General features: G+C 71.9%; 10 protein-coding genes and 3 pseudogenes. 6 read left to right on the plus strand and 7 right to left on the minus strand.

Annotated features, from left to right (window positions below):
- The first annotated feature begins 55 nt into the window (after positions 1-55).
- The 3 genes from B5P21_RS01040 to B5P21_RS01050 all read left to right on the plus strand — a co-directional run bounded on the left by B5P21_RS01040 (position 56) and on the right by B5P21_RS01050 (position 4,484).
- Complete coding sequence (locus B5P21_RS01040) at positions 56-3,397, plus strand: thioester reductase domain-containing protein (RefSeq protein ID WP_246865232.1); 3,342 nt, start codon at positions 56-58, stop codon at positions 3,395-3,397.
- A 108-nt stretch (positions 3,398-3,505) separates the two neighbouring features.
- The gene (locus B5P21_RS01045; RefSeq protein ID WP_236688735.1) at positions 3,506-3,754 is read left to right on the plus strand and encodes a helix-turn-helix domain-containing protein; all 249 of its coding nucleotides are present in this window, start codon (positions 3,506-3,508) and stop codon (positions 3,752-3,754) included.
- 229 nt (positions 3,755-3,983) lie between these two features.
- On the plus strand, positions 3,984-4,484 hold the full coding sequence (locus B5P21_RS01050) for a hypothetical protein (RefSeq protein ID WP_094170666.1): 501 nt from the start codon (positions 3,984-3,986) through the stop codon (positions 4,482-4,484).
- A 13-nt stretch (positions 4,485-4,497) separates the two neighbouring features.
- Here B5P21_RS01050 and B5P21_RS01055 read toward each other — a convergent pair whose 3' ends face one another.
- Positions 4,498-5,109, minus strand: a complete 612-nt coding sequence (locus B5P21_RS01055) for a hypothetical protein (protein ID WP_094170667.1) — start codon at positions 5,107-5,109, stop codon at positions 4,498-4,500.
- 2,271 nt (positions 5,110-7,380) lie between these two features.
- Positions 7,381-7,488: pseudogene (locus tag B5P21_RS17590) on the minus strand (HNH endonuclease family protein); the annotation flags it as partial.
- A 323-nt stretch (positions 7,489-7,811) separates the two neighbouring features.
- Here B5P21_RS17590 and B5P21_RS01070 point away from each other — a divergent pair.
- The 3 genes and pseudogenes from B5P21_RS01070 to B5P21_RS01080 all read left to right on the plus strand — a co-directional run.
- A pseudogene (locus B5P21_RS01070) lies at positions 7,812-8,480 on the plus strand (amino acid permease); the annotation flags it as partial.
- A gap of 71 nt (positions 8,481-8,551) precedes the next feature.
- Positions 8,552-9,550: pseudogene (locus B5P21_RS01075) on the plus strand (carboxyltransferase domain-containing protein); the annotation flags it as partial.
- Between the two features lie 23 nt (positions 9,551-9,573).
- On the plus strand, positions 9,574-10,263 hold the full coding sequence (locus tag B5P21_RS01080; RefSeq protein ID WP_045526033.1) for a TetR/AcrR family transcriptional regulator: 690 nt from the start codon (positions 9,574-9,576) through the stop codon (positions 10,261-10,263).
- A 46-nt stretch (positions 10,264-10,309) separates the two neighbouring features.
- On the opposite strand, the gene B5P21_RS16480 is transcribed toward B5P21_RS01080, so the two are convergent.
- From B5P21_RS16480 to B5P21_RS01100, 5 genes are all read right to left on the minus strand, one after another.
- Positions 10,310-10,690, minus strand: a complete 381-nt coding sequence (locus tag B5P21_RS16480) for a hypothetical protein (protein WP_133064147.1) — start codon at positions 10,688-10,690, stop codon at positions 10,310-10,312.
- A 377-nt stretch (positions 10,691-11,067) separates the two neighbouring features.
- Positions 11,068-11,694, minus strand: a complete 627-nt coding sequence (locus B5P21_RS01085; RefSeq protein WP_258232043.1) for a dienelactone hydrolase family protein — start codon at positions 11,692-11,694, stop codon at positions 11,068-11,070.
- 98 nt (positions 11,695-11,792) lie between these two features.
- On the minus strand, positions 11,793-12,746 hold the full coding sequence (locus tag B5P21_RS01090) for a MerR family transcriptional regulator (RefSeq protein WP_236688734.1): 954 nt from the start codon (positions 12,744-12,746) through the stop codon (positions 11,793-11,795).
- Between the two features lie 22 nt (positions 12,747-12,768).
- The gene (locus tag B5P21_RS01095; RefSeq protein WP_080939234.1) at positions 12,769-13,482 is read right to left on the minus strand and encodes a HEAT repeat domain-containing protein; all 714 of its coding nucleotides are present in this window, start codon (positions 13,480-13,482) and stop codon (positions 12,769-12,771) included.
- Positions 13,479-14,210 carry an alpha/beta fold hydrolase gene (locus B5P21_RS01100; protein WP_045526030.1) on the minus strand — a complete coding sequence of 244 codons (732 nt, stop codon included), beginning with the start codon at positions 14,208-14,210 and terminating at the stop codon, positions 13,479-13,481. The genes B5P21_RS01095 and B5P21_RS01100 overlap by 4 nt, the downstream gene beginning before the upstream one ends.
- Between the last annotated feature and the right edge of the window lie 73 nt (positions 14,211-14,283).

A 14,283-nucleotide genomic window follows, 5' to 3' on the forward strand; every position in this document is an offset into this window, starting at 1 on the left:
GACGAACGACGAGAGGACGAACACATTGGGGACTGAGCACATGGGGAACGAGAACATGAGGAATCAGCACGACGACACGTCGATCGAGGCGGTCTTCGAGCAGCACGCCGAGCGGATCGCGCTGCGGCAGCGGTCCGGGCCGGAGATCACGGACACGAGCTTCCGGGAGCTGTGGGACCGGGCGGGCGCGCTGGCCGCGGCGCTCGGGGAGACCGTGTCGGCCGGCGACCGCATCGCGGTGCTCGGCACCGCGACCGCGGACGCCGTCACCCTCGACCTCGCCACGTGGATCCTCGGCGCGGTGAGCGTCCCCCTGCAGGCGAGCGCGCCCGTCGGGGCCCTGAGCGCGATCGTCGAGGAGACGGCGCCGGTGTGGATCGCGGCCACCGCCGAGCAGTCCGCGACGGCCCGCGCGGTCGTCGAGGCCTCGGCCGACGGCATCCGGACGATGCTGCTCGACACCGACACCGACGCCGGCACCGGCACCGGCACCGGCCTGACGCTCGAGGCGCTCGTCGCCCGCGGGGCCGGCCTGCCGCGCCGGAGCCCGTGGCACCCGGCGCCCGGCGAGGATCCGCTCGCGCTCCTCCTCTACACGTCGGGCAGCACGGGCACGCCGAAGGGCGCGATGTACACGCGCTCCATGGTCGAGCGGATGTGGCACGCCCTCCGCCCCGACACCGCCGACGCGGCCGACGCGGCCGACGCCATCGTCGGGTACGCGTACCTCCCCATGAGCCACCTCACCGGCCGCTCCTCCCTGCTCGCCACCCTCGGACGCGGGGGCACGGTCGCGCTCGCGACCTCGACCGACCTGTCGACGCTCTTCGACGACCTCCGCGCCTTCGCCCCGACCGAGTTCGTCTTCGTGCCGCGCGTCGCGGAGCTGGTCCGGCAGGAGGGCGACCGCGAGGAGCAGCGGCGGCTCGCCGCCGGCGGCACGGACCCGGATGCGGTGCGCGCCGAGGTCCAGGCCGACCTGCGGGTCCGCGCCTTCGGCGGGCGGATCACCCGGGCGATCTGCACCAGCGCCCCGCTGACGCCCGAGCTCCGCACCTACATCGAGGGCTGCCTCGGGCTGACGCTGCACGACCTGTACGGGTCGACCGAGGCCGGCGGGATCCTCCACGACGGGGTGATCCAGCAGCCTCCCGTCACTGAGCACAAGCTCGTCGACGTCCCCGAGCTCGGGTACCGCACCACCGATCGCCCGCACCCGCGGGGCGAGCTGCTCATCAAGAGCACCGCCGTGATCGCCGGGTACTTCCGCCGACCGGACGTCACCGCCGCGGTGTTCGACGAGGACGGCTTCTACCGGACCGGCGACGTCATGGCCCGGACGGGACCGGACACGTACGAGTACGTCGACCGTCGGAACAACGTGCTCAAGCTGTCGCAGGGCGAGTTCGTCGCCGTGGCGTCCCTCGAGGCGACATACGGCATCACGCCCGAGGTGCACCAGATCGCCCTGCACGGCGACAGCCGGCACGCGTTCCTCGTCGCGGTCGTCGTGCCGGCGGACGCCGGGGCGTCGGACCGCGACATCCTCGCCGCCCTCCAGCGCACCGCCCGCGAGCAGGGCCTCGCCCCCTACGAGGTGCCCCGCGGCGTGATCGTCGAGCCGCGGCCGTTCACGGTCGACGACGGCATGCTCTCCGACGCCGGCAAGCTCCTGCGCCTGCGCCTCACGCAGCGGTACGGCGAGCGCTTCGCCGCCCTCTACGACGCGCTCGAGGAGCAGCAGACCGGCTCCCTGGTGGCCGCCCTCCGCGAGCGCGCCGGCGACGAGCCGACGGTCGACACGGTGGTGCGCGCCGCGCTCCGGCTCCTCGGGGCCGAGGTGTCCCCCGCGACCGCCGCCGCGGCCCGGTTCCAGGACCTCGGCGGGGACTCGCTGTCGGCGCTCACGTTCTCCGGGATCCTCGAGGACGTGTTCGGCACCGAGGTCCCCGTCGGCGTCCTCACCGACCCGACCAACGACCTCGCGGCCGTCGCCGCGTACGTGGAGCGCTCCGCCTCCGACGACCGGCCGACCGTGACCCGCGTGCACGGCGCCGACGCATCGACCCTCCGCGTGGGCGACCTCCGGCTCGACCGGGTGCTCGGCGGCATCCCGACGCCGGTCCCCCGCGCCTCGGCCGCCCGGCCGGGATCCCGGACCGTCCTGCTCACGGGCGCGAACGGCTACCTCGGCCGGTTCATGGCGATCGACTGGCTCGAGCGCCTCGCCCCGGAGGGCGGCACGCTGGTGTGCGTCGTGCGCGGCGCCGACGACGCCGACGCCCGGCGCCGCCTCGAGGCCGCGTTCGCCGCGGATCCCGCGTTCGCCCGGCGCTTCGCCGAGCTGTCGGGCTCGCTCGAGGTGCGGGCCGCCGACGTCAGCGAGCATCGCCTCGGACTCGACGAGGAGCGGTGGATCGACCTGGCCGCCCGGGTCGACCTCGTCGCGCACGCCGCCGCCCTCGTGAACCACGTGCTGCCGTACCCCGCGCTGTTCGGCCCGAACGTCGTCGGCACCGCCGAGGTGATCCGCCTGGCGATCGCCGCCGGCAGCGTGCCCGTCACCTTCGTGTCGAGCGTCGCCGTCGCGGGCGGCGCACGGCCGAGCGCCGCCGCCGACGCCGAGTCGTCGGCGCCCGGCGCGCTCGACGAGGACGCCGACATCCGCGCCACGATCCCCGAGTGGGCCGTCGGCGACGAGTACGCCAACGGGTACGGCGCGAGCAAGTGGGCGAGCGAGGTCCTGCTCCGCGAGGCGCACGAGCACCACGGCGTCCCCGTAGCCGTGTTCCGCTCCGACATGATCCTGGCGCACCCGCGCTGGCGCGGTCAGGTGAACCTCCCGGACGTCTTCACCCGCCTGATCTGGAGCGTGCTCACCACCGGGCTCGCCCCGGCCTCGTTCGTCCGGCGCGGCCATGACGGCGAGCGGCAGCGGTCGCACTACGACGGCCTGCCGGCCGACTTCACGGCCGCGGCGATCGACGGGATCGGCGCGGCGCTCAGCGAGGGGCACCGCACGTTCAACGTCGTGAACCCCCACGACGACGACGTCTCGCTCGACACCTTCGTCGACTGGCTCCGCGAGGACGGGCACGACATCGAGCGCGTCGAGGACCACGCGGAGTGGGTCGACCGGTTCCGCGCGGCGCTCGGATCGCTGCCGGACGCGGACCGCGCCCGGTCCGTGCTGCCGCTGATGCACGCGTTCGCCTCGCCCGAGGAACCGCACGCCGGTTCGGCGATCCCCGCCGACGCGTTCGCCGAGGCCGTCCGTGCGGTGCGCCCGCTCGGTGCGTCGGAGATCCCGTCGCTCGACCGCGCGCTCATCACCAAGGTGGCGGACGACCTCGCGTTCCTGGGGCTGCTCGCGCCGACGCGGGTGGCCGTGCGGTGACGCCCGCGACGTGACCCGATCGCGACGCATGGGGAGGGGCCGGCAGCCACGCGCTGCCGGCCCCTCCGCGCGTGTCGGGAGCGCATCCGCGCGCACCCGCGGGAGGGCATGAAGGTCGCCGCGAAAAAGGGCAAGCTCAAGGGCGATAAGCCCAAGCTCTCCCCCGCCGCCGAGCGACACCTCGTCGCGCTGTACCGGGCAGGAGACCACTCGATCAGCGAGCTCTGTGACCTGTTCTCGATCGTTCGCGCCACCGTCTACCGCGCCGTCGATCGACACCCCATCCAGGAGAGCGGACAGGTCACGCTCCCCCGCGTCGACGACGGCCCGGAGAAGTGGGCGCATCCGCGGCTGTAGCTCGACGGTGCGCAATCCGACCGCGTCAGACCCTCGAAGGAGTTCACCTCAGATCGTCGCCGAGAGGCGGCCCGGATGCGCCGCATCAGCGGCGGTCCGGCAATCGGAAGGTGTACGCATGCGTCACATCCGGAACCACCATGCGCGAGCCGCCATCGGCGCCGCAGCGCTCCTGCTGGTAGCCGCTGTCCCCTCGCAGGCGGCGCTTGCCAGCACGACTCGAACGGTCGTGACGCCGATGAGCTTCGGCGGCTACGACGCGGCAGCCGCGAAAGCCCAGGGCTTCGAGTTGCAGACCGTCAATGGGCGCACCGTCCCCGTCCCCGTCACCGACGACGCCAAGAAGAAGTGGGCCGAGGCCGCCGCGGAGAACGCGGCCGTCGTCCACCCGGACGGCACTGTGGAGGGCAACTGCGGCTCGTCGACCGTGACCGCCGTCTACAACGGAGGGAACACGATTCGCGTCGTCACGAGCTACGTCGTGAAGGCGCCCGCGGTCGACCACGCCTGGTTCGTGGACGAGTCCCTCATCGCCACCGGCACGAAGGTGCATCAGTTCAACTTCTCAGGCCTGAGCGCCGGCCGGCTCAGCTGGACGAGCGATCCCCAGATCTCGCCGGCGATCCGCGACACGCAGCAGGGCGGCAGCACACAGGTAACCCTCGGCTCGCACGCCGTGCTCCTCGGTGGCTTCGTCTGCTACTCCGGAGGACCCATAGACGTCTTCTAGGACTGCGGCCTGGTCAGCTCATCGAGAGACCGGTACGGAGCGCGGAGGGGTACACATCTGGATCCCTCCGCGTTCCCGCGGCAACGGTCATGAACTCCGGCCCGTTCCACTCGGCTCCGCCGGAGGGCTTGTACGGCATGACGAAGATCTGCCGGAGGCCGTGCCGCCACGCCGCCACGGCGTCCGGCAGCGCCCGGCGCTCGGGAGACTCGAACACGGTGGCGGTCGTCAGGCCATCGAGGGTCGCCATCCACTCGGAGAACGCAGCCTGGTCAATGCCGTCCCACCCGTGCTCGCGACTCCACCACACCGGACCGGTGATACCGAAGTGCTGCGCAAGGTCGGTCTTGTCGCTGTAGTCACCCTGCGAGCGAGCGTTCCAGTAGATGTTCGCCCGCCAGACCTCCGCCCACCGGACCTCAAGGGCCGCACGGTCCCAGTGCGCCGGGCGCCGAGACGCCCCCACCGGGGGTTCAGGGTCCAGGTCGGGGATCTGGATCCAGGGCGAGAGCTCCCACGCGTGCTTCACATACAGCAGCTCCATCAGCGGACGCGGGAACTCCGTGATCGTCAGCTCCATCTCCGCCGGCCACTCGACATCTTCCGGTACGCGCTCAAAGTGCATGCCCCGCTCCCCTCGTGTGTGTACAGCAGTGTGCACCTCGGGCTCCGGATGCGCGTGAAGCGCTCACCGCACCAGAGGCTCACGCCTCGCGCCGCGGCCCCGGTCGAGCTCGCTTCACCCGGCCCGTCCTGATGGCCCGAGAAGGCTGCTCGTCCGTCGGCGGCCGTCGTCCTGAACCGGTGCCGACCGTCAGTGGACCCAGTGCCGACCGAGTACACGTCGCAGAGAGCAGCCACGTCTCGCATCCTGGAACGGTGATGCGGACCAGCAGCACCTTGTGGGACATGGCTGCAGGACGATCCCGACCACGGCACTTCGCGCGACGCTCCGCCCTCACACGGCCCGTGCCGGTAGCCCGGGCGGCCGACGAGTGACCCATTAGGGCATGAGGCCAGCACCTCGGGCGCCTCCTGCGAACCAGGGTAACGGGAGCCGTTGACACACGAGGCGCGTGTCACCCGGTGCCGTGGCGACCCCCACAGCCCTTCCCACGTGGGGACCGCGACTGGGGGTAAGCAGAACGGTGTTGAGTCGACCGGCAACAAAGGCACGTTCGTCTTCACCCAGGGTTCCGGCAAGAACAGGATCCGTGTTGCCCTGGACAACTATCCGGGCAACATCTTCACTGCCACGAAGGGTTAGCAGAGTGAAGATACGGAAGGAAAGTGGAACAAGGGGAGCAGGCCGCCTGTGTTACCGCGTGCTCTTACCCCGTTGCGAGCGCATGCCCCGACTGTTCGCGAAAGAACTGGCTGATCGGCATGTCCCCCTCAATGGTTTCGTCCCGCGATCCCGGGCCCCCTCCATCCACGTCGCGGCGCTCCCCAGCCCACCCGGCAGCGCCGGTGAGCGGCGCGTCGCCAACCTCGTCGTCATCGTTAGCGTGCAGCCTCCAGTCGCAGTCCTCACGATGCCCGCGAGACCGCCGCCCGCGAGCGCATGGCCGATAGGCGGGCCGGCTCCGCCGAATACCAGGAGAAGGTACGACCTTCGGCACAGCGTTTCAGTCCTGCGTCAGGCACGCCGCGTTGGTGCGGATCCGTTGTGGACCATCCAGTTATGACCACTGGTGTTGATGAGCCCGTGACCTCCGGCCAACTGGTAAGCGGGGTCGCACGTGGAGCCGTTGTAACTGATCACGTCATAAGTACCCTCCGGCAGGTCAACCTTGATGAAGGGCCACATGTCAACGCCGGGGCGGGAGGCTCCCATCGAGTAGCAGTGAGAGGAAGATCCCTTCGTTGACCGGACGCTGATGAAGTCCACGTTGCGCCCACCCGGGGTCCAATGCGTCTGGAACTGGATTTGGACATTGCGGCCTGAAGCCAGGGAAGACTCGAGGGAACCGTTCTCGTTACGCACAGCCGCTGGCGTTGTCGTGGCCTCAGATGCCGATGCCGGCGCGACGCCGAGACCAACGGCCGCGGAAAGTGCGACGGCTGCGGCGAGAAAACACGCCCGCCGGGCATGACGGATAGGGTGAATCGAGCGGGTGATGAATGACATATTAATGGAGGTCCAATCTCGTAGAGAGCTATGAGCTTAGGCAATCAGCGGGTCCGAGGGAGTCGCAAATCCACAAGCTACGTCCTCGTCCTCGCAACGGTGCATGTCGGGCCACTCGTTGCCTCAGGGGATGCGAGACGCAGTACGAGACCATGGCGTCGACTGCGGGCTCCGAGGACGAGGAGCAAGAGGACGCCTGGGCTGACGGGTTCGGCATGGGGGAATGCCGAGCCCGCCACCCTCACGGCCGGGCCACGTCCGCGACCCTGGCCGTGGGCGATGGAACCCTCTGCGCCCCGTGCGCGTGCACTGTACGGGCCCACGAGCGACGGGCCCAGGACCCTGAACTCGGGTCAGTCGGCCGGCCGACCCCTGCCTCAGGTCGGCGCTCGTTCGTCCGCTTGCCGACGAGCGCGGCCGGGCGCTCCCACTCGATCGGATCGACGGAGGAGAGCACCCGGTGAGCAAGGTGAAGAGCAAGCTCGACGGCATCGACAGCCTCGTGCGCGACGTCGGCTTGCACCCGTGGGCGCACCTCGAGGCCGGCTACTGGCGGATCCAGGTCGAGGACCGGCCCGTGCTCGGGTACGTGATGCGGCGCCGCGCGGAGCTCGGGGACCCGTTCACGTTCGAGGTCTACGCGGACGCCCGCAACGAGCTCGGCCAGCGGATCTGGCTCCGGCGTGAGGAGTCGCTGAACTCCGCGGCCGCGTGGATGATCCAGAACAGCGATCGCCTCATCGCGTTCGCGGCACGGCACGCGGCCGCGGCCGGCGGCAGCCAGGTCGCGGGCCCCTGGTCGGACTTCGCCTCGTTCGTCGGCCCGTCGACGGCCTGGAGGGTGTTGACGTCGGTCGCGAGCTGCGCGCGACGGCACCGGATCCGTCGCGGCGGAGAAGATACACGCCGGTAACACGAGGGAAACGGGGTCGATACCGGGCAGAACCACAGTGGACGGAAATACCTATCGCTCGATAGATACTCCGACCGGGCAACCGGATCTCCGGCGCATCCGCTCCACCGCGCCCTCGTGAGAGGCCAGAACATTGAGCACCCCGCACCTCCCCTCGCCGGCCGCGACCCCCACCGCGGCCACCCCCCTCATCCCGCCCGGCTACGCCCAGGAGCTCCACCGCGGCGTCGGTCCGTTCTCCTCCTTCGCGGCCGGGTTCTCCTTCGTCTCGATCCTCACGACCGTGTTCCAGCTCTTCGGCCTCGGCTTCGGGCTGGGCGGCGCGGCGTTCTTCTGGGCCTGGCCGATCGTGTTCGTCGGGCAGCTGCTGGTGGCCCTGAACTTCGCGCAGCTCGCCGCGTCGTGGCCCATCTCGGGCGCGATCTTCCAGTGGTCCAGCAGGCTGGCGGGCACGACGTTCGGGTGGTTCACCGGCTGGACCATGATCGTCGGCCAGATCCTCACGGTCGCCGTCGCGGCCATCGCCGTGCAGGCCGTGCTGCCGTCCATCTGGGCCGGGTTCCAGATCGTGGGCGGGCCGGACGCGGATCCGTCGGTCGCCTCCCCCACGGGCTCCGCGAACGCGGTCCTGCTCGGGATCATCATGCTGGCCATCACGACGGTCGTGAACATCCTCAGCGTGCGGCTCATGGCCCGGGTGACGACGGCGGGCGTCGCCATCGAGATGGTGGGCGTCGTCGCGCTCGTCGCCGTGCTGTTCCTGCTGCCGAGGCGGGGACCGGAGGTGGTCTTCACGACCGCGGGATCCGCGAGCGAGGAGCCCTACGTGTGGGCCTTCCTCGCCTCCTCCCTCATGGCCGCCTACGTGATGGTCGGCTTCGACTCGGCGGGCGAGCTCGCCGAGGAGACCCACAGCCCGCGGAAGACGACGCCGAAGACGATCATCCGCGCGCTCACGGTCTCCGGGCTCGGCGGGGCGCTGCTCATCGTGGGCGCGCTCGTCGCGGCGCCTCCGTCACCCGGCTGCTGCAGGAGCTGGAGGACGAGATCCCGCCCACCGGGCAGCTCGTCGTGCCGTCGCGCAAGGTGCGGCTGCCGCTCTCCTGGGACGACCCGGCGACGCGCCTCGCGATCGAGCGCTACATGGCGGGCGTCCGCGACGACGCGCCCTGGACGCCGTGGAACATCGAGTTCATCCGCCGCATCAACGGCCTCGACTCGGTCGACGACGTCTTCCGCACGGTCTTCGACGCGAGCTACCTCGTGCTCGGCCTCGGCGACGTGTACCTCGGCGCGCCCGTGGCCACGCCGCTGGATCCGCGCCACCGCCTGGTGACCACGAAGTACAACCCGGCGCGCACCTGGACGGCGGAGAACTCCGTCGGCATCGGCGGCGCGTACGTCTGCATCTACGGGATGGAGGGGCCGGGCGGGTACCAGTTCGTGGGCCGCACCGTGCAGATCTGGAACCGCTTCCGCCGCGGCGGGCTCTTCCAGGAGGATCCCTGGGCGCTGCGCTTCTTCGACCTCATCGAGTGGTACCCGGTCGGCGCGGAGGAGCTGCTGGAGCTGCGCGCCGAGACGGACGCGGGACGCGGGCACTACGAGACGGAGGACGGCGAGTTCTCCCTCGCCGAGCACCAGGAGCTCCTGCGGGCGAACGACCCCTCCATCCGCGCGTTCCGGGAGACGCATACGCGCGCGTTCGAGGAGGAGAAGGCGCGCTGGCGCCAGTCGGGCGAGTTCGACGTGCGCGACGAGCCGCCCGTCGTCGAGGCCGCGACCGTCGCGATCCCGCCCGGCGCGACGGCCGTCACGGCGCCGTTCACCTCCACCGTCTGGCGCGTGGACGTGCGCCCGGGCGACCTCGTCTCGACGGGCGACGCCGTGCTCGCGGTCGAGGCGATGAAGATGGAGTCGGTCGTGGGCGCGCCGGTCGCGGGCCGCGTGCTCGACGTCCTCGTCCGGCCCGGGGAGCAGGTCGCGCCCGGGCAGGTGCTCGCGGTGATCGGAGCGGCGTGATCCCCACCTGCGAGGATGGCGGGATGGCCAAGGACGACAAGCCGGCCCGCGTCGGTCGCCCCCGGGCTGTGCCCGACGCCGGATCCCCGCTGAGCCCGCGCGAGCAGATCCTCGACGCCGCGGCCGCGCTCTTCGCCGAGCACGGACTGAGCGGCACGTCGACGCGCGCGATCGCCGAGCGGGTCGGGATCCGGCAGGCGTCCCTCTACTACCACTTCACCGGCAAGGACGACCTGCTCGTCGAGCTGCTCACGCGCTCCGTGCGCCCCAGCCTCGACGTGGTGCGCGGCATCGAGGACCTCGTGCCCGACCGCGCCTCCGCGGCCGCCGCCCTGCTCGCGCTCGTGATGGTCGACTTCCACACGCTCGCCGACACCCCGCACAACATCGGCACGCTCTACCTGCTGCCCGAGGTGCAGGGCGAGCGCTACGACGGCTTCCGCGTGCAGCGCCGCGAGCTGCAGGACGCGTACGGGCGGCTCGGCACGGCCGCGGCGAGCGCCGAGGTCCGCGCCACGATCGGGCCGGACGCGCTGGGGGCCGTGCTGATCCAGCTGGCCGAGCTCGTGATCCAGCTGCGTCGCCGCGGCGAGCCGGGAGACGCCGACCGCGACGCGATCGCCGCCACGTGCCTGCGCGCCTGCGGACAGGGCACCGCGGAGATCGACCGGGCGCGTCGCGAGGCGGAGCAGCTGCTGGCCGTCACCGCCTAGGTCAGGTTCGCTGAGTCACACAGCCCACCGAAGCCTTGGGAAGTTCCTACATCAGAGGGATCCCCAGACTTACCGTGCGTTGGCCCAGAAGCAACAGGAAAGGGCCTTTCCCGGTTTCATCAGCGATCCCGAAGTGCGGCAACCAGCTCATGGTGGGCCATTCCGGAACGGCTTTTCGGTCGAACGGCTCACGGTTTGATCGGTCGTCAATGAGTCTAGATGTGCTAGACCGCAGAATGCTGACAGGGCCATTCTCGGTATAGCAACCCATTGTGATGATTCGGGCATCGAGGGCTTTACATGAAGCCTGCTCGCCCTTGAACCATGTCTTTCGGCGCATGCGATCTAGGGCTTCGCGGGTTGCGAGCAACTGAAGAACAGCCGCCTTGGGCATCACATCGGCATCCTTGTCGACGCCAAGGAGCACTCCGCTGAGCGTGGCTGTCTCCGAAAGTAGATTCGGACGGGCCGCCGTTAGCTCGGCCGCCCGCGCGTCCCTGCGGTTGCGTCAGTCGATGACAAATGATGCAAAGGCCGCCACTCCAGCACCCGCGAGGCCGCTGCGAAAGTCGGTGATGTCAAAGCCGTCGGCCATCGTGCTCCATATCAGCTGCATTCGGATCTACGAGCAATGAGGCTCTGCCAGGGGCTGCATCGCCTGTTGCCGAGCAAAGAATTTCCCCGACGACGTTGCCTGCGGTGAAGCGCGTCGTCATCTACGATACCAGCGGGCTTTTCGCGCATTCGCCCAGAGTGATGCTTGATTCATCTGCGCCGACGCCGCATCGCAGCTCACCATCGCTCTCAGCCGATCCGCGCGAGCAGCTCGAGCGACCGCTCGAGCACGAGGGCCGTGGCGACGGGATCCGACGACGGCAGCGACGCGTCCGTGAACAGGTGCGCGTCGCCGTCGTAGACGAAGACCTCGGCGAGCTCGGGGCCGACCTCGGCGACCAGCTCGCGGGCCGCGTCGAGGTCGCCCTCGCCGGCGAAGAACGGATCCCGCGCCATGCCGTGCACCTGCACGGGCAGCCCGGCAGGCCACGGCCCGAAGGACCACTCCGCGGAGAGCGAGACGAACGACTCGTAGAGGAGCGCACCGCGGGCACCCGGCCGGGTCTGCGCGAGGCGCTGCGCGATGGATCCGCCCCACGAGAACCCGGCGTAGACCAGCTCGGCGGGCAGCCCGGCGAGGGCGCGGTCGGTGCGCTCGGCGACGACGTGGTCGGCGAGACCTGCCATCAGCGCGAGGCCCGCCTCGATGGACTCCGGCAGCGCGCCGTCGAAGAGGTCGGGCACGTGCACCACGTGCCCTCCGTCCCGCAGCGCGTCGGCGAACGCGTGCACGCCGGGGGTCGCGCCCTGCACGTGGTGGAACAGCACGATCTCGGCCATGGGCGCGCCTCTCGTCGTCCGCGGGCGGGCGCGGATCCGGGCGCTCCCGTCGCGGGGCGCCGTGCGGCGAACCTACTCCGCGGGTCGGCGGCGGGGTCGGCTCGGATGCCCGGATCCGCGTGCCCGCCGCCCCCTCAGGGTGCGGGCGCCTCGCCCACGTACGACTCCGCCGCCAGCTCCATGCACCGCAGCCGCGCCGGGGAGAGGTCGTAGGGCATCTTCGCGATCGCGTCCATCGCGCTCATGGACCGGGCGGGCCGGCGGGGGCCGACCTCGTCCGCGACGTCGGCGCCCTCGGGGTGCAGCGCGTGCCAGGCGTCGACGAGCTCGTCGTCGAGGCGCGGGAGGTCGGATCCGTCGATCGCCGCGTGCAGCGTCGCCTCGAACGCGCGTCGCTCGGCCGCGACCTCCGCCACGCGCGGGTCGTCGACGGCGACCGTGTCGTCGAGCGCCTCCTCGGCGGCCTCGACGCGGTCGGACGCCGCGCGCAGGCCCGGGAGGGTGGCGATGGCGATGTACCGGGTGGCGTTGAGGGCCGCGCCGAGCGGCCCGAAGACGCGCTCCATGACCAGCAGGGCGTCGAGGTCGGCGGGGCGCAGGGATCCGGCGGGCAGGCCCTCGAGGCGGGTGGCGACGAAGTCGGAGATGAGGCCCAGGCGGCTGCCGCGGGCGCGCATGCGCCGGACGGCCGCGCGCTGCCGGCGCAGCTCCGCCTCCTGGGCGTCGAGGGTCGCCTCGAGCCGGGCGAGGATGCCGTCCACGTCGGCGTCCGCGGTGTCGTCCGCCGCGCCGTCGTCCGCACCGGCGGGTGCGGCGGCCGGGTCCGCGAACGCGTCGCGGATGTCGTCGAGGGCGATCCCGGCGTCAGCCATCCGCCGGATCCACAGCAGCCGGATCATCTCGGCGTAGCCGTATCGACGGCGGTCGTCGGCGCCGCGCTCGGGCTCGGGGAGCAGGCCGATCTGGTGGTAGTGGCGGATGGCCCGCGGCGTGGTGCCGACGAACGCGGCGGCGTCGCCGATCCGGACCTGGCGGGGCGGGATCAGGGACGGGTGCATGGCGGGGCCTTCCTCGGCGGGGCGGGTCATGGGACCACCCGACCACATGACGCTACGGGAGGTGCAAGCCCGGACGCCGGGCGAGGTGCGCGCCGAAGGAGGTGCGCCGGGCCTCGTCGATCGCGTCGTCGAAGCGGAGCTCGGGATCGCCGAGGTGGGCGATCACGGCGAGCGCGTGGATCCGCACCCGGGCGTCCGCCGCGCGCCGGGACCGCTCCAGGACCGGCAGCGCGGCCCGGCCGACGCTCGCGAAGGCCCGCGCGAGGCTCGCCTGCGTGTCGCGCCCGCCGCGGCCGAGCTGCGACGCGAGCTGCTGCGAGAGCCAGCGCGCGCCGGCCGGATCCCGGTCGCCGTCGACGAGACCCGACGACGTGCGCCAGGCGGTGCGCGCGACGTGGTCGTCGGGATCCCGCAGCAGCGCCGGCGTGATGGCGGGCAGGGCGCGCCGGTCGCCGATCTTGGACAGCGTGTGCAGCGCCTGGCCGCGGGCCTGCGGGATGGGCGAGGTCAGCTCGGCGATCAGCGGCGGGATCGTGATCTCGGGGTCGTGCCGGATGAGCGCCCACGTGAGCATCTCGCGCACGTTGAGGTCGGGCTCGACGCGGCAGCGGTGGATCAGGCCATCGACGAGCGCGGGATCCGGCCGGGTGCCCGCGGTGAGCGCGGCCTGCAGCCGGGCGGACGCGTCGGGCGCGCGGAGGGCGGCGGCGAGGCGGGCGGCGATCTCGGCGTCGGCCGGGCGGCCGGGGTGCTCGGCGTCCGTCACAGCACGTCCTCGATCGCGGCGAGCACCCGATCGGGGTCCTCGAGCTGCATGTCGTGGTGGATCCCGGGCAGCCGGCGGACGTCCCACCCGGCGCCCGCGAGCTCGGCGGCGTACGCGTCCGGCAGCACGGAGGGCGCGTCGTCGGAGAGCACGATCGTCGACGGCACGGCGGGGGCGCTCACCGCGAGCGGGTGGAAGGCCACGTCCCGGAAGACGCCGACCGCCATGCGACGGTCGAACCGCTGCTGCGCCGCGTCGAGCGACGCGCGGACGGCGGCCGGGTAGGCGGCGCGCACGCGCGCGGCGGCGCGGGCTCGCGGGATCTGCGCCGCGGCGAGCCCGACGAGCGGCGCGGCCCAGAAGAGACGGCCGCGGATCCCCGTGGTCGGCAGCGCCAGCCGGAACCCGGGGTCGAGGTAGATCGCGCGCGCGGGTTCGAGGCGGGCGACGGCGCGGACGAGCACGGATCCGCCGAGCGAGTGCCCGACGACCGCATCGAGCCCGCGCGGCAGCGACTCCGCGAGGTCGTCGGCCATCCCCTCGATGCCGTAGGACGCAGCACGGCCGCTCCGGCCGTGCCCGCGCAGGTCGACGGTGGTGACGGTGAAGCGGCCCGTCGCGACGAGCCTCTCGACGACGGGAGCCCAGGTGGCGCCGTCCGCGCCGAGGCCGTGCACGAGGCCGACGTGGCGCGCGCCGGATCCGGTGGTGACGCGGTGCAGCTGCATGGGTCCAGTCTCCTCCGCGGGCCGCCGCCTGCCGAGCGTCGGACGGCCCCGCATCCGGGAACGGATGCGGGGC

This window comes from Clavibacter michiganensis subsp. insidiosus (assembly GCF_002240565.1).
Lineage (GTDB): Bacteria > Actinomycetota > Actinomycetes > Actinomycetales > Microbacteriaceae > Clavibacter > Clavibacter insidiosus.

What these genes read in the sequence shown, in the direction of transcription:
- B5P21_RS01045 (WP_236688735.1), top strand. Translation starts at nt 3,506, where the DNA reads ATGAAGGTCGCCGCGAAAAAGGGCAAGCTCAAGGGCGATAAGCCCAAG.
- B5P21_RS01090 (WP_236688734.1), bottom strand. Translation starts at nt 12,746, where the DNA reads ATGACCCGCCCCGCCGAGGAAGGCCCCGCCATGCACCCGTCCCTGATC.
- B5P21_RS01040 (WP_246865232.1), top strand. Translation starts at nt 56, where the DNA reads ATGAGGAATCAGCACGACGACACGTCGATCGAGGCGGTCTTCGAGCAG.
- B5P21_RS01100 (WP_045526030.1), bottom strand. Translation starts at nt 14,210, where the DNA reads ATGCAGCTGCACCGCGTCACCACCGGATCCGGCGCGCGCCACGTCGGC.
- B5P21_RS01080 (WP_045526033.1), top strand. Translation starts at nt 9,574, where the DNA reads ATGGCCAAGGACGACAAGCCGGCCCGCGTCGGTCGCCCCCGGGCTGTG.
- B5P21_RS01055 (WP_094170667.1), bottom strand. Translation starts at nt 5,109, where the DNA reads ATGCACTTTGAGCGCGTACCGGAAGATGTCGAGTGGCCGGCGGAGATG.